General features: G+C 67.7%; 14 protein-coding genes. 11 read left to right on the top strand and 3 right to left on the bottom strand.

Features of this window, described 5'->3' with window-relative positions; genetic code table 11:
- Positions 1 to 50 precede the first annotated feature (50 nt).
- The 5 genes from RAM80_RS01835 to RAM80_RS01815 all read left to right on the top strand — a co-directional run bounded on the left by RAM80_RS01835 (position 51) and on the right by RAM80_RS01815 (position 5,718).
- The gene (locus RAM80_RS01835) at positions 51 to 1,010 is read left to right on the top strand and encodes an ABC transporter substrate-binding protein (protein WP_416424529.1); all 960 of its coding nucleotides are present in this window, start codon (positions 51 to 53) and stop codon (positions 1,008 to 1,010) included.
- A 19-nt stretch (positions 1,011 to 1,029) separates the two neighbouring features.
- A complete protein-coding gene (locus RAM80_RS01830) occupies positions 1,030 to 2,349 on the top strand; it encodes an LLM class flavin-dependent oxidoreductase (RefSeq protein ID WP_416424528.1) in 1,320 nt (439 codons plus the stop codon).
- A 205-nt stretch (positions 2,350 to 2,554) separates the two neighbouring features.
- On the top strand, positions 2,555 to 3,310 hold the full coding sequence (locus RAM80_RS01825; protein ID WP_416424527.1) for a class II aldolase/adducin family protein: 756 nt from the start codon (positions 2,555 to 2,557) through the stop codon (positions 3,308 to 3,310).
- Positions 3,311 to 3,468: 158 nt separating this feature from the next.
- Positions 3,469 to 4,596, top strand: a complete 1,128-nt coding sequence (locus RAM80_RS01820) for a glycoside hydrolase family 5 protein (RefSeq protein ID WP_416427397.1) — start codon at positions 3,469 to 3,471, stop codon at positions 4,594 to 4,596.
- Positions 4,597 to 4,698: 102 nt separating this feature from the next.
- Complete coding sequence (locus tag RAM80_RS01815) at positions 4,699 to 5,718, top strand: branched-chain amino acid aminotransferase (protein WP_416424526.1); 1,020 nt, start codon at positions 4,699 to 4,701, stop codon at positions 5,716 to 5,718.
- Positions 5,719 to 5,806: 88 nt separating this feature from the next.
- Here the strand turns inward: RAM80_RS01815 and RAM80_RS01810 are convergent, their stop codons facing one another.
- Together RAM80_RS01810 and RAM80_RS01805 are read right to left on the bottom strand one after the other, a co-directional pair.
- On the bottom strand, positions 5,807 to 6,814 hold the full coding sequence (locus RAM80_RS01810) for an aldo/keto reductase (protein ID WP_416424525.1): 1,008 nt from the start codon (positions 6,812 to 6,814) through the stop codon (positions 5,807 to 5,809).
- Positions 6,815 to 7,200: 386 nt separating this feature from the next.
- Positions 7,201 to 8,505, bottom strand: coding sequence for an MFS transporter (locus RAM80_RS01805; protein ID WP_416424524.1), 1,305 nt, complete (start codon positions 8,503 to 8,505; stop codon positions 7,201 to 7,203).
- A gap of 149 nt (positions 8,506 to 8,654) precedes the next feature.
- Between RAM80_RS01805 and RAM80_RS01800 the strand changes: the two genes are divergently transcribed.
- The 5 genes from RAM80_RS01800 to RAM80_RS01780 all read left to right on the top strand — a co-directional run bounded on the left by RAM80_RS01800 (position 8,655) and on the right by RAM80_RS01780 (position 15,056).
- Complete coding sequence (locus RAM80_RS01800; RefSeq protein WP_416424523.1) at positions 8,655 to 9,761, top strand: sugar diacid recognition domain-containing protein; 1,107 nt, start codon at positions 8,655 to 8,657, stop codon at positions 9,759 to 9,761.
- A gap of 94 nt (positions 9,762 to 9,855) precedes the next feature.
- A complete protein-coding gene (locus tag RAM80_RS01795; RefSeq protein WP_416424522.1) occupies positions 9,856 to 10,992 on the top strand; it encodes a glycerate kinase in 1,137 nt (378 codons plus the stop codon).
- Between the two features lie 296 nt (positions 10,993 to 11,288).
- The gene (locus RAM80_RS01790) at positions 11,289 to 13,682 is read left to right on the top strand and encodes a glucose/quinate/shikimate family membrane-bound PQQ-dependent dehydrogenase (RefSeq protein ID WP_416424521.1); all 2,394 of its coding nucleotides are present in this window, start codon (positions 11,289 to 11,291) and stop codon (positions 13,680 to 13,682) included.
- 206 nt (positions 13,683 to 13,888) lie between these two features.
- Entirely contained in the window at positions 13,889 to 14,125 is a 237-nt protein-coding gene (locus RAM80_RS01785) for a DUF2790 domain-containing protein (protein WP_416424520.1), read from the top strand.
- A 49-nt stretch (positions 14,126 to 14,174) separates the two neighbouring features.
- Positions 14,175 to 15,056 carry a LysR substrate-binding domain-containing protein gene (locus RAM80_RS01780; RefSeq protein WP_416424519.1) on the top strand — a complete coding sequence of 294 codons (882 nt, stop codon included), beginning with the start codon at positions 14,175 to 14,177 and terminating at the stop codon, positions 15,054 to 15,056.
- Here the strand turns inward: RAM80_RS01780 and RAM80_RS01775 are convergent.
- A complete protein-coding gene (locus RAM80_RS01775) occupies positions 15,050 to 15,880 on the bottom strand; it encodes an oxidoreductase (protein ID WP_416424518.1) in 831 nt (276 codons plus the stop codon). The two genes, RAM80_RS01780 and RAM80_RS01775, sit on opposite strands and share 7 nt — an antisense overlap.
- Before the next feature lie 259 nt (positions 15,881 to 16,139).
- Between RAM80_RS01775 and RAM80_RS01770 the strand changes: the two genes are divergently transcribed.
- Positions 16,140 to 17,312 carry a GGDEF domain-containing protein gene (locus RAM80_RS01770; RefSeq protein WP_416424517.1) on the top strand — a complete coding sequence of 391 codons (1,173 nt, stop codon included), beginning with the start codon at positions 16,140 to 16,142 and terminating at the stop codon, positions 17,310 to 17,312.
- The last annotated feature ends 259 nt before the right edge of the window (positions 17,313 to 17,571 follow it).

Here is a 17,571-nt window from a genome sequence, read left to right as displayed (position 1 = left end):
CATTGGTTTCTACAGCACCTTTCCATATAACCGCTGACCAGGAGATTGCCTTGCGCACATTCGTCAAACTGGCCGCCGCCGCGCTGGCCGCGTCCATCAGCCTGGGCGCCTCGGCCCTGACCCTGACCGTGGGTGACCAGAGCTACAACACCCGCGCCGTGATGGACGCCGCCGGCGTGCTCGACGACCTGCCCTATACCCTGGAGTGGAAGCAGTTCACCGCCGGTTCGCCGGTGGCCGAGGCGTTGAACGCCGGCAGCCTGGACCTGGGCCTGCTGGGCGACGCGCCGCCGCTGTTCCTCGGCGCCCTGGGCGCGCCCATCAAGGTGATTGCGGTGACCCAGCAGAGCCTCGACGGCGTGGCCATCGTGGTCGGCAAAAATTCGCCCATCAAGACCATCGCCGACATCCGCGGCAAGCGCGTGGCCATCTGGAAGGGCTCGTGGAGCCAGCAACTGCTGTTCAGCGCCCTGGACAAGGCCGGCGTGCCGCGTGACGCCGTCGACATCCGCTACCTCAGCGCCCTCGATGCTTCCCATGCGCTGGACGGCGGCAGCGTCGACGTCATCGCCACCTGGGAACCCTACGTCACCCAGCAGGAGCGTGCCGGTGGCCGCGTGATCGCCACCGCCCAGGGGTTGATCCCGGCCCAGAGCTTCGTGGTCGCCAACGAGCATTCCCGCGAAGAAAAACGCGCCGCCATCAACGACTTCCTGCAACGCCTGAAAAAGGCCCGGGAATGGAGCGTCAGCGACCCGGCCCACAACGAGGCCTACGCCGACGCCTGGGCCGAGCGCACCCGCGCCGACAAGGACATCGCCCGCGCCTGGTTCGGCCGCGCCAAGACCGACGTCGGCCCGGTGAGCGCGCAGAACATCGCCGCTGCCCAGCAGACCATCGACTTCTTCAGCGGCCTGGGGCTGATCAAGTCCTACCCGGCCGCCAGCCTGTTCGACACCTCCTTCAACGCTGCCGTGCAGCCACCCGCCACGGCCCAGGCCGCGCCATAACCCTGCAAGGAACGTCGCCATGAGCACCCGCACCCTGAAACTCGGCGCCCTGACCATGGGCGTCGGTGGCCCCGGCCGCCACAACCTGTGGCTGGACCCCGAGCTGCCGGCCGACGCCAGCGTCAACATCGACTGGTACATCGACATCGCCCGCCAGGCGGAAGCCGCGCTGTTCGACCTGATTTTCATCGTCGACAGCCAGTTCATCACCCCCGGCTCGCCGCCCCATTACCTCAACCGCCTGGAGCCGCTGACGCTGCTGTCGGCACTGGCCGTGACCACCCGCCATATCGGCCTGGTGGGCACCTTGACCACCTCGTACAACGAGCCGTTCAACGTGGCCCGGCGCCTGGCCTCGCTGGACTTGATCAGCAAGGGCCGCGTCGGCTGGAACGTGGTCACCAGCGGCGACGCCGGCACGGCCGGCAACTATGGCCGTGACGAGCACTACGACTACGACACCCGCTACAGCCGCGCCAAGGAGCACGTGCAGGTGGTGCAGGGCCTGTGGCAAAGCTGGGAAGACGACGCCTTCGTGCGCGACCGCAGCACCGGCCGCTATTTCGACCCGGCCAAGCTGCACGCGCTGAACCACAAGGGCGAGCATTTTGCCGTGGTCGGGCCGCTCAACCTGCAGCGTTCGCCCCAGGGCCAGCCGGTGATTTTCCAGGCCGGCGACTCGGAGCAGGGCAGGGAGCTGGGCGCGGCCATTGCCGACGTGGTGTTCACCCACGCGCCCAGCCTGGAACAAGGCCAGGCGTTCTACCGCGAGATCAAGGAACGCGCCGTGCGCCAGGGCCGCGACCCCGAGCAGGTGCTGGTGCTGCCGGGCGCCGAGGTGTTCGTCGGCGACACCGACGAGCAGGCGCGGGCCCTGGAGCGCCACTACCACGAGAGCGACCACAGTTTCGAGCAGGCGCTGCTGGAGTTCGGCCGTTCGTTCGGCTGGCATGACTTCAGCCAGTACGACCTCGACGCGCCGTTCCCGGCCCAGGCCCTGGAGTTTGCCCGCAGCAGCTTCTTCACCGTGGCCAAGCGCATCACCGACAACGCCGTGGCCGCCAACCTCACCCTGCGCCAGGCGGTGCAGGCCTCGCGCCAACTGCGCCCCGGCGCTTTCGTGGGCAGCGCCGAGACCGTTGCGGCGACAATGGCCGAATGGTTCGAGGCGCGGGCGGTGGATGGCTTCAATATCTACATCGGCCATCCCGGCCAGTTCCGCCGCTTTACCCAGGAGGTGGTGCCATTGCTGCAGGAACGCGGGGTGTACCGGCGCGAATACCCCGGCACCACCCTGCGCGAGAACCTGGGCCTGACCATCCCCCGCAACCCCCGCTAATTCCCCGCCAATCTTGTAGCCGCTGCCGCAGGCTGCGCTGGGCCTGAGCCACACTGGAGATCTCCAGCGACGATCAGGGCCAGCGCAGCCTGTCGGCAGCGGCTACGTGGATGGCGTATGGGGCATCAACAGCGGCATCAATCCTCCTGGCACCCCCGGCAAACGGCGTTACTATGGGAAATGTCACCGCCCCAGGAGGAGTCCCATGGCCCAGCCCCTCACCGTCAGCGACACCGAATGGCACGCCCGCTGCGAGCTTGCCGCGCTGTACCGCATGATCGCCCACTTCCGCATGACCGACCTGATCGACACGCACTTGACGTTGCGCGTGCCAGGCCCCGAGCATCATTTCCTGATCAACCGCTACGGCGTGCTGTTCGACCGTATGCGCGCCAGCGACCTGGTGCTCATCGACCAGCACGGCAAGGCCGTGGACCCGGCCTGCGCGCAGGTGCCGGTGAACGCCGCAGGCTTCGTCATCCATTCGGCTATTCACATGGCGCGGCCGGACCTGGCCTGCGTGATCCACACCCACACCGCCGCCGGCATCGCCGTGTCGGCCCAGGAGCAGGGCCTGCTGCCCATCAGCCAGCACGCGCTGAAGTTCTACGGCAAGCTGGCCTACCACACCTACGAAGGCATTGCCCTGTCCCTGGACGAGCGCGAGCGGCTGATCGCCGACCTGGGCCCGCACCGCGCCATGATTCTGCGCAACCATGGCCTGCTGGCCGGTGGTGGCAGCGTTGCCGAGGCGTTCCACGAAATTCACTTCCTGGAGCGCGCTTGCCAGGCCCAGGTGCAGGCCTTGGCGGGCGGCAGCAAGCTGATCTACCCGGCGCCGGAGGTGTGCGCACACACGGCGAAACAATTCGAAAGCGACGGCGTCGAGCAGATCATCGACATGGCATGGGCGGCGGCGTTGACCCTGATCGAAGACCAGCGCGCGTCCTACTGCTCCTGACAATTCAGGTCACACTTTGCCAGCGGTCTGGAGGGGACGGTTCACGTAGGCTTGCGGTTCTTTGCACATAAGAACAAAGGTAAGCACTTGTGAGAATCTTCCCCTTGATCGCCGGGCTGCTGGCTGGCCTGGCGTTGCCTGCCAGCGCCGCCGACCTGATCGGCTTCTGGGACACCGCCCCCCGCCATGGCGGCAACAGCTTCAACCGCCTGCCGCCCACCCCCGAGTATTACCAGGCCCTGAGCGGCTATGGCGCCGGCTGGGTGCGGCTGTCGTGGGACAAATGGCAGACCGCCCAGCGCGATTTCCTGCTGGGCAGCGCCGACCATTACGACGGCCTGGTTGAAAATGACCTGCGCACCCTTATCATCAGCCTCGACCGTGCCCACGCGGCGGGCCTCAAGGTGGTGATCACGCCGCTGTCCCTGCCAGGCATGCGCTGGTCGCAGAACAACGGCGACCGTTTCGACGACCGCCTGTGGCAGGACAAGGCCTGGTGGGCGCAAAGCGCCGCCTACTGGCGCGACCTGGCCGCCGCCCTCAAGGACCACCCGGCGGTAGCCGGCTACAACCTGATCAACGAGCCGGCCCCGGAAAAACGCGGCGGCCTGCTGGAGCACGCCGGCGCCCCTGCCATGCACGCCTGGTACGCCAAGGCCCAAGGCACCGCCCGCGACCTGCCGGCGTTCTATGAACAGTTGGTGGCCGCCGTGCGCGAGGTCGACCCGCACACGCCGATCATGCTCGACGCCGGCTGGTACGCCGCCGCCGACAGCTTCGAGTACTGGCCCAAGGCCCTGAACGACAGCCGGCTGCTGTACAGCGTGCACATGTACGAGCCCTACGAGGCCACCAGCGCGCCGAACATCAAGCGCGCCACGCCCTATGCCTATCCTGGCCCAGCGCCGTTCGCCGGCCAGTCCCTGACCTGGAACGCCCAGCGCGTCGCCAGCTACCTGCAGCGCCCGCTGGCCTGGGCCGAGCGGGCAGGGGTGCCGCGCCAGCGCCTGGTGGTGGGCGAGTTCGGCTGCATGCGCCAGCTGCCCGGCTGCCGCCAGTACCTGGAGGACGTGCTCACGGTGCTCGACCGCCAGCAGGTGCACTGGGCCTTCTACAGCTTCCGCGAGGACAGCTGGGACGGCATGGACTACGAGCTGGGCAGCGCCAAGGTACCGTGGCGCTACTGGCAGGCCATCGACAAGGGCGAACCCGACCCGCTGCCACGCCAGCCCACCGCGGAATTCGAGCCGATCCTGCGGCGGCTTGCCGCACCTTCGGCCTCCTAGGCAGCAAAGGCGCCAAGACACGCTTGCCGCAGGCCATCTGGCGCCGTATCTTTGTCGCCTGATCAACGAATTGAATCCTTGCGATCATCTGTAGAGGGCATCATGAGCGGCGCTGGCATAAACTGGGACACCCTGGGTTTCGACTACATCAAGACTGATCTGCGCTTCCTGGCCACCTGGCGCGACGGCGCCTGGCAGGAAGGCACCCTGACCGAAGACAACGTCCTGCACATTGCCGAAGGTTCGACCGCCATTCACTACGGCCAGCAGTGCTTCGAGGGCCTCAAGGCCTACCGCTGCAAGGACGGCTCGATCAACCTGTTCCGCCCGGACCAGAACGCCGCCCGCATGCAGCGCAGCTGCTCGCGCCTGCTGATGCCGCACGTGCCTACCGACATGTTCATCGAGGCCTGCAAGCAGGTGGTGCGTGCCAACGAGAAGTTCATCCCGCCGTACGGTTCGGGCGGCGCCCTGTACCTGCGTCCGTTCGTCATCGGCGTGGGTGACAACATCGGCGTGCGCACCGCCCCCGAGTTCATCTTCTCGGTGTTCGCCGTGCCGGTGGGTGCCTACTTCAAGGGCGGCCTGAAGCCGCACAATTTCTCCATCTCCACCTACGACCGCGCCGCCCCACAAGGCACCGGCGCCGCCAAGGTGGGTGGCAACTACGCCGCCAGCCTGCTGCCGGGTGCCGATGCCAAGAAGCACAACTTCGCCGACTGCATCTACCTGGACCCGCTGACCCACTCGAAAATCGAGGAAGTCGGTTCGGCCAACTTCTTCGCCATCACCGAGCACAACGAGTTCGTCACGCCCAAGTCGCCGTCGGTACTGCCAGGCATCACCCGCCTGTCGCTGATGGAACTGGCTGAAACCCGCCTGGGCCTGAAAGTGGTGGAAGGCGACGTGTTCGTCGACCAGCTGGCCCAGTTCAAGGAAGCCGGCGCCTGCGGTACCGCCGCGGTCATCTCGCCGATCGGCGGCATCCAGTACAACGACAAGCTGCACGTGTTCCACAGCCTGGAAAGCGTGGGCCCGGTGACCGTCAAGCTCTACAACGAGCTGACCGGCATCCAGCACGGCGACGTTGAAGCCCCAGCGGGCTGGATCGTCAAGGCCTGATGTAAACCCGTAGCAGCGGCCCCAGGCCGCGTCCGGGGGCCAACTTCGCGCTGGCGCCGGACGCGGCCTGGCGGCCGCTGCTACGGGGTTACGTGGTGACCCGGCCGGTGACGAAATGGCCGGGGTCGTTGTAGCCCGGCGTCGACGGATGCCCCGGCGTGACCAGGCTGTCGATGAACGCTTCATCTTCCGCCGTGATCTTCACCTCCAGCGCGCCGCTGTAGGTATCCCACTGCGCCTCGGTGCGCGGCCCGACGATGGCTGAGCTGACCAGCTGGTTGTTCAGCACCCAGGCAATCGCAAACTCGACAATCCCCACGCCCTTGGCGGCCGTGTATTCCTGAATGGTGCGGGCAATGTGCAGCGACTCGTCGCGCCATTCGGTCTCCAGGATGCGCTTGTCCTGGCGCGCGGCGCGGCTGCCGGCCTCGGGCGCCTTGCCTGGCGTGTATTTGCCACTGAGCACGCCACGGGCCAGGGGGCTGAACGGCACCACGCCCAGACCGTGGTAGGCCGCGGCGGTGAGCTGCTCGGTTTCCACCTGGCGGTTGACGATGTTGTACAGCGGCTGGCTGGCCACCGGTTTGTCCACACCCAGGCGCTGGGCCACGTTGACGATCTCGGCCAGGCGCCAGCCACGGAAGTTGGACACGCCCCAGTGGCGGATCTTGCCCTGGCGCAGCAGGTCGCCGATGGCGCTGACGGTCACCTCCAGCGGCGTGTTGAGGTCGTCGCGGTGCAGGTAGTAGAGGTCGATGTAGTCGGTGCCCAGGCGGGTCAGGCTGGCGTCCACGCCGTTGAAGATATGCTTGCGGCTCAGGCCACTGCGGTTGGGCACGCCATCGGTCGGGCCAAAGCCGACCTTGGTGGCCAGCACCCAGTCGTGACGGTTGCGGGCAATCGCCTCGCCGACGATCTCCTCGCTGCGGCCGTTGTTGTAGACGTCGGCGCTGTCGATGAAGTTGATTCCCTGGTCCCAGGCCTTGTCGATGATATGCAGGGCGTCCTCGGTGGCCGTCTGCTCGCCGAACATCATGGTGCCCAGGGTCAGGGCGGAGACTTTCAGGCCGCTGTGGCCCAGTGCGCGGTAAATCATCGGTGGCATCCCTTTGCGATGGTGTGGGGGCAAAGGTACTGCATGGGGGGAGGGTGCGCACCTGAAACCTGTGTTAGTGGCCACTGCTACAGACATTCCGCGATCTGTAGCAGCTGCCGCAGGCGGCGTCCGGGTTCGCTGCGGTCGGTGCATTGGACGCGGCCTGCGGCGGACGGCCGCCCCGCCGCTGCTATAGAAACCGCGTTGCCTGCATCGCGACCAAGGTCGGCTCCTACAGCGTGCGTGGTAGGAGCCGGCCTTGGCCGCGATGCAAACGACGCGATCGGCGGGTTGCGCGCGTGCCTGTAGGCAGCTGCCGCAGGCGGCGTCCGGGCTCGCTGCGGTTGGTGCCTTGGACGCGGCCTGCGGCCGCTGCTACAGGATTCTCACCGCTTGCCCGCCACCTTCCACGCCACCGCGCTCCCCACCACGATCAACCCCGCCAGCGCGTACAGCGCCGCGTCGGTCGAACCGGTCTGGTCCTTGATGAAGCCGACGATGTAGGGGCTGAGGAACCCGGCCATCTGGCCCACGGAGTTGATGATCGCCAGGCCACCGGCGGCCACGCCGGCGCTGAGGAAGGCGGTGGGCAGCGGCCAGAACATTGGCAGGCCGGTGAGGGCGCCCATGGTGGCCAGGCTCAGGCCGACGATGGCGATGGCCGGGGTGGCGGCGAAGTTCACGGCGATGACCAGGCCGATGGCGCCCATCAGCATGGGCACCACCAAATGCCAGCGGCGCTCGTTGCGCAGGTCGGCCGAGCGGCCCACCAGCAGCATGAAGATACCCGCCAGCAGGTACGGAATGGCGCTCAGCCAGCCAATCACCAGGGCGTCGCTGAAGCCCAGGTTCTTGATGATCGACGGCAGCCAGAAGTTGATGGCATACACGCCGCTCTGGATGCAGAAGTAGATGAAACCCAGCACCCAGATCAACGGCGTGGCGAACACCGCGCCCAGGGACTCACGCTGCTGCGCCGGCTTGCTGCGGGCGTCCTCGGCGAGGTCGGCTTCCACCACCGCGCGCTGCTGGGGCGTGAGCCAGGTGGCCTTGGCGAAGCTGTCGCTGAGCAGGAAATAGGCCATGGCGCCCAGCACCATGGTCGGGATGCCCTGGATCAGGAACATCCACTGCCAGGCGGCCAGGCCCTGCTGGCCGACGGCGAAGTGGTTGAGAATCCAGCCCGAGAACGGGCTGCCCAGCAGGCCCGACACCGGGATGGCCGACATGAACAGCGCCATGATCCGCCCGCGGCGCGCGTCCGGGAACCACTGCGAGAGGTACAGCACGATGCCGGGGAAGAACCCGGCCTCGGCGGCGCCGGTGAACAGGCGCAGCACGTAGAACTCCATTGGCGTGGTGACGAACAGCAGGCAGGTCGACAGGCCGCCCCAGGCCAGCATCATCAGCGCGATCCAGCGCCGCGGGCCGAAGCGGGTGAGGGCCAGGTTGCTCGGCAGGCCGCACAGCACGTAGCCGATGAAGAATATGCCGGCGCCAAGGCCGTAGATGGTTTCGCTGAACTTCAGGGCATCGAGCATCTGCAACTTGGCGAAGCCGACGTTGACCCGGTCCAGGTAGTTGAACAGGTAGCAGATGAAGATGAAGGGGATCAGCCGCAGGGTGATGCGCCGGTACACAGCGTCCCTGACGCCTGGGGTGCCTTGGTCAAGGGCGATGGTTGTAGACATGGGGTTTCTCTCTGTTTTTATGTTATTTGCGGCTATCGTGAGCCACCCTTGAGTGTCGGCGAGGCGCGTGGCAGTGTCTTTGTGCGTTTGCACAGCGCCGCGCCGCCCGGGCTGTGCGACTCTACAGATGTGAACAGGACTTTTTCCCTATGTTCGAACTTGATCATGACCTGGCGCAAGACATTGTCGACCGCGCGATGGCCATTCTGCCGTGCAACGTCAACGTCATGGACAGCCAGGGGCTGATTTTGGGCAGCGGCGAGCCCGAGCGCATCAACACCCGCCACGAGGGCGCGCAACTGGTGTTGGCCAACGGTCGCGTGGTGGAGCTGGACGCCCAGGCGGCGCAGTGCCTCAAGGGCGTGCAGCCGGGGGTGAACCTGCCGCTGCTGCTGGACGGCCGGCTGATCGGCGTGCTGGGCCTGACCGGCGACCCGGCGCAGCTGCGCACCTTCGGCGAGCTGGTGCGCATGACCGCCGAAATGCTCCTGGGCCAGCGCCGCCTGCAGGTGGAACAGCACTGGCGCCGCCAGCGCTGCGACGACCTGCTGGCCTTGCTGCTGGGCGGCACGGGCGAGTCGCCGCGGCTGCTGGACGAGGCCCGGCAGATGGGCCTCAAGCCGCAGTTGCCGCGCACGCCCTGCCTGTTCGAGCTCAAGGCGGCGCAAAGCACCGAGGCGCTGGCGGCGTGGCTGCAGAGCCGCTACCCGGACAGCTGGTGCGTGAGCCCCGCGGCCGGCTCGCTGCTGTGGTGCCGCCCGGCCAGCGTCAGCCTGGATGAGGCGCGGCTGCTGGACAAGCTCGAGGCCCAGGGCTGGCCGGTGCAGCGCCTGGCGCTGGGCGAGCCGGCCGACGACCTCGCCGGCCTGCGCCGTGGCTACCGCTGGGTGCGCGACCTGCTGGCCTACGGCCGCGACATCGTGCCCCAGCGCCGCAGCCTGCCGCTGGCGCGCTACCGCCTGCCAGCGATGCTGTGGCGCCACCGCAGCGACGACAGCCTGGACGAATGGCTGGGGCCGCTGCACAAGGTCATGGCCAAGGACGCCAGCGGCCAGCTGCTGGTGACCCTGCGCGCCTGGTGCGAGCACGACGGCCAGAGCCAGGCCTGCGCCGACGCCCTGGGCATCCACCGCAACAGCCTGCGCTACCGCATGGAGCGTATCGCCGAGCTGAGCGGCATCGACCCCAACCGCCTGGAAGGCATGCTCACCCTGTACCTGGGGGTGCAGCTGTTGCCCGGCGATTTGTCCATTTGAACAACAACGGTCGCCTGCGCTTGTGCAGCAGCCCGGCGCAGGCGCCTCGGGCAACTGGCAGCATGGGCCCTACAAGAAACCCGGAGTAGCCGTCATGAAAATCGTCATTGCCCCCGACTCGTTCAAGGACAGCCTCAGCGCTGCCGGCGTCGCCGCCGCCATCGCCGAAGGCCTGGCCCAGGCCTTGCCCCAGGCCGAACTGGTGCAGTGCCCCATGGCCGATGGCGGCGAGGGCACCATGGAGGCGATCCTGGCGGCGTGCGCCGGCGAGCTGCGCGGCCTCACCGTCGAAGGCCCGCTGGGCAGCCCGGTGCAGGCCCGCTGGGGCTGGCTGGCCGACAGCGCCACGGCCATCATCGAAATGGCCGAGGCCAGCGGCCTGCAGTTGGTGCCGGTGGACCAGCGCGACGCCTGCACCAGCAGCACCTACGGCACCGGCCAGCTGATTGGCGCGGCGCTGGACGCCGGCGCCCGCCGGGTGATCCTGGCCATCGGCGGCAGCGCCACCAACGACGCCGGCACCGGCATGCTGCGCGCCCTGGGCCTGCAACTGTTCGGCGCCGACGAGCAACCGCTGGCCAAGGGCGGCCTGGCCCTGGCGCAGTTGGCGCGGCTGTCGTTGCACGGCCTGGACCCGCGCCTGGCCCAAGTGCGCTTCGAGGTGGCTGCCGACGTCGACAATCCCCTGTGCGGCCCCCATGGTGCCTCGCACATCTTCGGCCCGCAGAAGGGCGCCAGCCCCGCGCAGGTACTGCAATTGGACGCGGCGCTGGGCCACTTTGCCGACTACAGCGCCGCAGCGCTCGGCCGCGACCTGCGTGAGTCCCCTGGCGCGGGTGCGGCCGGCGGCATGGGCTTTGCCGCCAAGGCGTTCCTGGGCGCCACCTTCCGCCCGGGCGTGGAAGTGGTGGCCGAATTGACCGGCCTTGAGCAGGCGGTGATTGGCGCTGACCTGGTGATCACCGGGGAAGGGCGCTTCGACGCCCAGACCCTGCGCGGCAAGACCCCCTTCGGCGTCGCCCGCGTGGCGGCGGCGCACCAGGTACCGGTGCTGGTGATCGCCGGCACCCTGGGCGAAGGCTACGAGCAGATGTATGCCCACGGCGTCACCGCCGCCTTCGCCGTCACCAGCGGCCCCATGACCCTGGACCACGCCTGCCGCCACGCCGCGCTGCTGCTGCGCGACCGCGCGCGGGATATTGCGCAGGTGTGGGCGCTGGGGCGCGCCTGACCGTAGCAGCGGCCACAGGCCGCGTCACCGGCGCCGCAAGAAACCTTCGCACACCGCACCCGTAGCAGCGGCCGCCAGGCCGCGTCCCAGACACCCCGCAGGCCAATTTATTAGACTTTGGTGCGATGCAATGTCGCACCAATGTATGACATCGTATGAGCGTTGATACCGCTGCACCCCTTGCGTCATCTCTCGGTCAGCCCCTGCGCTGACATCGTTCCGATAAAAACATCAGGTCGTCGCGGCGCCCCCGTGGGCGTGGTCGCGGGCCATCATCATTCTGGAGAAAACGCACTATGAGCACTGCACGTGCTTCCACCACGCGGCGCCTGCTGCCGAGCCTGCTCGGCGTGGTGATGCTGTTGATGGGCCTGGCCCTGCTGGCGGGCGGCGTCAAGCTGGCCAGCCTGGGCGGGTCGTTGTATTACCTGTTGAGCGGCATCGGCATCGCCTTCACGGGCCTGTTGCTGCTGGCCGGCCGCCGCGCCGCCTTGCCGCTGTACGCGCTGGTGCTGTTCGCCAGCACCCTGTGGTCGTTGTGGGAAGTGGGCCTGGACTGGTGGCAACTGGTGCCGCGCCTGGCCCTGTGGTTCGTGCTGGGCCTGGTGCTGTTGCTGCCCTGGTTCCGCCGCCCGCTGCTGCAAGGTGCGCCGTATGCCTTGGGCAATGGCAGCTTGACCGTGGCCGTGGTGCTGGCCGGCGCTGCCGCCGTGGCCAGCCAGTTCACCAGCCCCGGCGAGATCAAGGGCGAGTTGAACCGCGAAACCGCCGGCACCACCAGCGCCGCCCCGGCCATGCCCGACGGCGACTGGCAGGCCTATGGCCGCACCGCGTTTGGCGACCGCTATTCGCCGCTGGCGCAGATCACCCCGGCCAACGTCGCCAAGCTGCAGCCGGCCTGGAGCTACCGCACCGGTGACATTCCCGGCCCGAACGACCCGGGCGAGACCACCGCGGAGAACACCCCGCTGAAGGTCAACGGCATGCTCTACGTGTGCACCCCGCACAGCAAGGTCATTGCCCTGGACCCCGACACCGGCAAGGAAATCTGGCGCTACGACCCGCAGATCAGCACCCAGAACGCTGCCAACTTCAAGGGCTGGGCGCACATGACCTGCCGTGGCGTGTCGTACCACGATGACGCCGCCTATGCTGCCAGCGAGCAAAGCCCGGCCGCCGCGCCGAACGCCTGCCCGCGCCGGCTGTTCCTGCCCACCGCCGACACCCGCCTGATCGCCCTGAACGCCGACACCGGCAAGGTCTGCGAAGGCTTCGGCGACAAGGGCCAGGTCGACCTGCGCGCCAACATCGGCAGCTTCACCGCCGGTGGCTACTACTCCACCTCGCCACCCGCGGTCACCAAGGACCTGGTGGTGATCGGCGGCCACGTCACCGACAACGTCTCCACCGACGAGCCGTCGGGCGTGGTGCGTGCCTATGACGTGCACGACGGCCACCTGGTGTGGAACTGGGACAGCGGCAACCCCGACGACACCACGCCCATCGCCCCGGGCAAGACCTACACGCGCAACTCGCCGAACATGTGGTCGCTGATCAGCGTCGACGAAAAGCTGGGCCTGATGTACCTGCCCATGGGCAACCAGATGCCTGACCAGTGGGGTGGCAACCGCAGCGCGGCCGCGGAGAAATACAGTGCCGGCGTCACCGCGCTGGACATCGCCACCGGCCACGTGCGCTGGACCTACCAGTTCACCCACCACGACCTGTGGGACATGGACGTGGGTGGCCAGCCGAGCCTGATGGACATCAAGACCGCCGACGGCCTCAAGCCTGCGGTAATCGCGTCCACCAAGCAGGGCAGCGTCTACGTGCTGGACCGAACCAACGGCCAGCCCATCGTGCCTATCGACGAGCTGCCGGTACCGGGCGGCACCGTGCCGGATGACCACGCCGCGCCGACCCAGCCCAAGTCGCAGCTCAACTTCATGCCGCCGGTGATGACCGAGCGTGACATGTGGGGCGTGACGCCGTTCGACCAGATGCTGTGCCGCATCGACTTCAAGAAGCTGCGCTACGACGGCCCGTTCACGCCGCCGTCGCTGCAGGGCTCGCTGGTGTACCCGGGCAACTTCGGCGTGTTCGACTGGGGCGGCGTGTCGGTGGACCCCGAGCGCCAGATCATGTTCGTCAACCCCAACTACATGGCCTTCGTCGACAAGCTGGTACCGGCCGCGGACGTGGCCGCCATGCCCGCGCGCAAGAGCGAGACAGAGGGCATCCAGGCCAACAAGGGCGCGCCCTATGGCGTGATCATGAACGCCTTCCTGTCGCCCATGGGCCTGCCGTGCCAGGCACCTGCCTGGGGCTACGTGGCAGCGGTGGACATGACCACCCACCAGGTGATCTGGAAACACAAGAACGGCACCGTGCGTGACAATTCGCCAGTGCCGCTGCCACTGACCATGGGCGTGCCCGCGCTGGGCGGCACCTTCATGACCAAGGGCGGCGTGGCGTTCCTGAGCGCCACCCTGGACCAGTACCTGCGCGCCTATGACGTGCGCAACGGCCGGCAACTGTGGGAAGCGCGCCTGCCTGCCGGCGCCCAGACCACGCCCATGACCTACACCGGCAAGGATGGCCGCCAGTACGTGCTGGTGGTCGCCGGCGGCCATGGCTCGCTGGGCACCAAACAGGGTGACTACGTGATGGCGTACGCGCTGCCGAAGTAACCCACCATCCCGTAGCAACAACTGTCCTGTGGGTGCTGGCTTGCCAGCGAGCTGTTGAGGCCCGAAAAGCTCGCTGGCAAGCCAGCTCCCACACAGCAAAGTTGCTGCTACGGGGTTTGTGTATGGGTCATGACTTTTTCGGTCATATTCGCAGCCCGGCCCGCTGCTTACTCTGTCTCCAAGGAAAAACCACTTGGAGAACAATCATGAACAAGCTGCTGACCCTCGCCGCCCTGACCCTGGGCTTCGCCGCCACGGCTGCCCACGCCGACCCCGCGCAAACCTACCGTTACGGCCAACAGCTGGACATCGCCAAGGTCATCGATGCCGGTGACATTCCCGACGTGTGCGCGGTGGTACCGGTGACCATGACCTACGAAGACAGCCAGGGCCAACGCCACTCGCTGGTGTACCGCGTGATGGGCAAAGGCTGCTCCAACTAATCCAGCGCTTCCGTTATTCTTGGCGCATTCCCCTAGCGCCGAGCCCTGCATGAATTTACGCCACCTGCTGTATTTCAAGACCATCGTCGAGCGTAAATCCATTGCCGCCGCTTCCGAGGCGCTGCACATCGCCCAACCGCCGCTCAGCCAACACCTCAAGGCCCTGGAGGCCGACTACGGCCTGCAACTGTTCGAGCGCCAGGGGCGCGGGCTGCTGGTGACCGAGGCGGGGCAACACCTGTACCGGCGCGCCTGCGAGCTGCTGAACCTGGCGGATGAGATCGACGGCGAAATGCGCGGCCTGGCCCAGGGCGTCAGCGGCAAGGTCAGCATCGGCACGGTGACTTCGGGCGCCGCCTTCCTGGCGCGGGTGGTGGGCCAGTTGCGGGTGCAACTGCCGGGCGTGCTGTTCTCGATTTACCACGCTGAGCCTGCGGTGCTGGAGGACATGCTGCAGACCCGCCAGCTGGACTTCGCCCTCAGCCAATGGCCGGTGACCAACCCGCTGCTGCACACCGAAGCCTTGCAGGCCCTGACCCTGGCTGCCGTGGAGGCCACGCCGGGGCTGTTGCCGGACGCCGACGCCTGCACCCTTGCAGACCTGGCCAAGGTGCCGCTGATCGTGGTGCGCCGGCGCCAGGGCCACGGCTTCTACGAGCGCGTGCAACAGGCGTTCAGCGAGGCGCAGCTGCGCCCCGAGGTGGCCTTCGAATGCTCCGACATTTCCGCCGCCCTGGCCTTGGCCAAGGCCGGGGCAGGGGTGGCGTTGCTGCCGGTGTGGCCGGGCGACCAGGCGCTGGAAGGGCTGCGCCAGCGGCGGGTCAGTGGTCTTGCCAGCGACGAGCGCCTGGTGCTGGCCTGGCTGGCCGAGCGCGACCGCCTGCCGGTGGTGGCGCAGGCGGTCAAGGCCTTCCAGCAGCTGCCTCAATAGCCGGTGCTGGCCGACAGGCTTTCCCACTCATCGATCTCCGCCTGCAACGCCTTGAGCTTGGCGCGCACCAGTTGCAGGGCGTCTGCACCCAGTAGCAGGTGGCGCGGCGGCTTGTCGGCGTTCACCAGGGCCAGCAGCGCCTGCGCGGCCTTGTCCGGGTCGCCCGGCTGGTGGCCGCTGCGCGCCTCGCGGGTCTGGCGGATGGGGTCGAACAGGGCGTCATAGTCTTTGATGCTGCGGTGCGTGCGCACCATGGAACGGCCCGCCCAGTCGGTGCGGAACGAGCCCGGCGCCACGGCTGTCACCTTCACCCCCAGCGGCTCCACCTCCTGGGCCAGGGATTCGGAGATGCCCTCCAGGGCGAACTTGCTGCCGTGGTAATAGGAGATGCCCGGCAGGGTCATCATGCCGCCCATGGACGTGACGTTGATGATGTGCCCGCTGCGCCGCTCGCGCATGCCCGGCAACACCGCCTTGATCATCGCCACCGCGCCGTAGACGTTGACGTCGAACTGGCGTTGCAGCTCGCTCAGCGGCGACTCCTCCAGCGTGCCCTCGTGGCCGTAGCCGGCGTTGTTGACCAGCACGTCGATGGCGCCGTGGCGGGCCAGCAGGCCGTCGACGATGGGCTCGATGGCGGCGAAATCGCTCACGTCCAGCACTACGCCGTGGGCGTTGTGCGCATGCAGGCGCTCGAAATCGGCCACCGCGTCGGCGCGGCGCAAGGTGCCGATCACGGTGTGCCCGGCGGCCAGCGCGGCCTGGGCGAAGGCACGGCCGAAGCCGGAACTGACGCCGGTGATCAGAAAGGTTTTATGGCTCATGGCAAGGCTCCTTCAGGGGGTTGCAACAGCCTAGCCCGACGCGGGCGGCCTGCGTAGCGCCAAAACTCCTGCGCTTTTGCCTGATCCTGCGGTGTAGCCGCTGCCGCAGGCTGCGCTGGACCTGCGCCGCACTGAAGATCCGGCCAGCGCAGCCTGGCGGCAGCGGCTACAGTTAGCTAAGTGCTTGCAAGCGTGATGGCTTCTTGCTATCTGTCGGTGAGGGATCCCCATCGAGGTACGTGTGAACCGGTTTGAAAGCTTGACCCAACTGGTCGACAACAATGACAACGTCTACACCCGGCAACGGCTGCGCGGGTTTCCCTGGTTGCGCTTCGAGCCGGCGCTGGAGCAGGAATACCGCGAGCTCAACTACCAGGGCTTCCAGCGCACCCGCAACGGCTCGGCGCTGTTGCTGATGGTGGCGTTGCTGGGCTTCCTGGCCCTGGACGTGTGGTACGGCTACACCGCGCATTTCCCGCCCGCGTCGTTCTTCGCCATTGGCGCGCGGCTGGCCACGGTGCTGTTCACCTGCCTGGGCTACCGCAAGGTGCGCCAGCAGTCCCAGGTGGCGGCGGGGCAGCGCTGGGTGGTTGCGGTGCTGGGCGTGACCTGTGTCAGCTCCATTACCATGATGCTGCTGTATGCCCGCTACCACAGCGAGTTCCAGCTGCCGTTGCTGCTGGACGCGGTGATCCTGCTGTTCATCACCGTGCTGTTCCCGGTGGGGCTCAGCGTGCACGTGGCCATGGCCATGGCGCTGCTGATTGCCCTGGCCAGCTGGAGCCTCACGCCCTGGGTGGCGGGCGACCTGCTGGACCAGCAGTTCGCCGCGTTCATGCCGTTCCAGGTGTCGTCGCTGGTGGCGCTGTTGGCGTTGCGCTACTACCACGAGCGTTCGTTCCGCACGCTGTTCCTGCTGCGCGGCTCGCTGCACGCCATGGCCAGCACCGACGCCCTGACCGGCCTCTACAACCGCCGCGCCTTCGAGATGCTCGGCCGCCGCGCCCTGGCCCAGGCCACCCGCGAGGCGCAGCTGTGTGCGCTGATGCTGGTGGATGTCGACCATTTCAAGCGCTACAACGACCTGCACGGCCACCCGGCCGGCGACCGCGCGCTACAGGCCATCGCCAGCCGCCTGGGGCGTTTCCCGCGCCGGCCGCTGGACCTGGCCGCGCGCCTGGGTGGCGAGGAATTCGTGCTGCTGTTCGCCGGCGTCGACCGCGACTTCGCCGCGCGCATCGGCGACGAAGTCCGCGCCGCTGTCCAGGCCCTGGGCATCGCCATCGACAGCGACGGCACGCCGCTGACCGTCAGCGTCGGCGTGGCCCTGGGCATCCCCGGCTGCGACCCGGACGAGCTGTACCAGCGCGCGGACCAGGCGATGTACAAGGCCAAGCGGGAAGGGCGGAATCGGGTGTGCGTGGGGGTTTAGGAAGGAGGGCTACGGTGTTGTGCCATACCACCAAGGCTGGCAACGCCAATCCATCAGGCAAACGCACAAAGGCTGGCAACGCCTATCTATCAGGCCATGGCACGGTGCAACAAATGTAGCACCGGCCGTGAGGCCGGGTCGCGCCGTGCGGACGGCGCTCGATCTCAAGGGCGCCACACCTCTCCCGACATGCACCTGCGCGCCGTGACGCAATCTTCATCCGAACCCACCGAACCCACCGAACCCAACCCGAAACCCG

Source organism: Pseudomonas sp. App30 (assembly GCF_047947025.1).
Classification (GTDB): domain Bacteria; phylum Pseudomonadota; class Gammaproteobacteria; order Pseudomonadales; family Pseudomonadaceae; genus Aquipseudomonas.
Note: the sequence above shows the minus strand (reverse complement) of the source record. Positions and strands in the feature narration are given on the sequence as shown.

What these genes read in the sequence shown, in the direction of transcription:
- RAM80_RS01775 (WP_416424518.1), bottom strand. Translation starts at nt 15,880, where the DNA reads ATGAGCCATAAAACCTTTCTGATCACCGGCGTCAGTTCCGGCTTCGGC.
- RAM80_RS01800 (WP_416424523.1), top strand. Translation starts at nt 8,655, where the DNA reads ATGTTCGAACTTGATCATGACCTGGCGCAAGACATTGTCGACCGCGCG.
- RAM80_RS01810 (WP_416424525.1), bottom strand. Translation starts at nt 6,814, where the DNA reads ATGATTTACCGCGCACTGGGCCACAGCGGCCTGAAAGTCTCCGCCCTG.
- RAM80_RS01785 (WP_416424520.1), top strand. Translation starts at nt 13,889, where the DNA reads ATGAACAAGCTGCTGACCCTCGCCGCCCTGACCCTGGGCTTCGCCGCC.
- RAM80_RS01795 (WP_416424522.1), top strand. Translation starts at nt 9,856, where the DNA reads ATGAAAATCGTCATTGCCCCCGACTCGTTCAAGGACAGCCTCAGCGCT.
- RAM80_RS01825 (WP_416424527.1), top strand. Translation starts at nt 2,555, where the DNA reads ATGGCCCAGCCCCTCACCGTCAGCGACACCGAATGGCACGCCCGCTGC.
- RAM80_RS01830 (WP_416424528.1), top strand. Translation starts at nt 1,030, where the DNA reads ATGAGCACCCGCACCCTGAAACTCGGCGCCCTGACCATGGGCGTCGGT.
- RAM80_RS01815 (WP_416424526.1), top strand. Translation starts at nt 4,699, where the DNA reads ATGAGCGGCGCTGGCATAAACTGGGACACCCTGGGTTTCGACTACATC.
- RAM80_RS01790 (WP_416424521.1), top strand. Translation starts at nt 11,289, where the DNA reads ATGAGCACTGCACGTGCTTCCACCACGCGGCGCCTGCTGCCGAGCCTG.
- RAM80_RS01780 (WP_416424519.1), top strand. Translation starts at nt 14,175, where the DNA reads ATGAATTTACGCCACCTGCTGTATTTCAAGACCATCGTCGAGCGTAAA.
- RAM80_RS01805 (WP_416424524.1), bottom strand. Translation starts at nt 8,505, where the DNA reads ATGTCTACAACCATCGCCCTTGACCAAGGCACCCCAGGCGTCAGGGAC.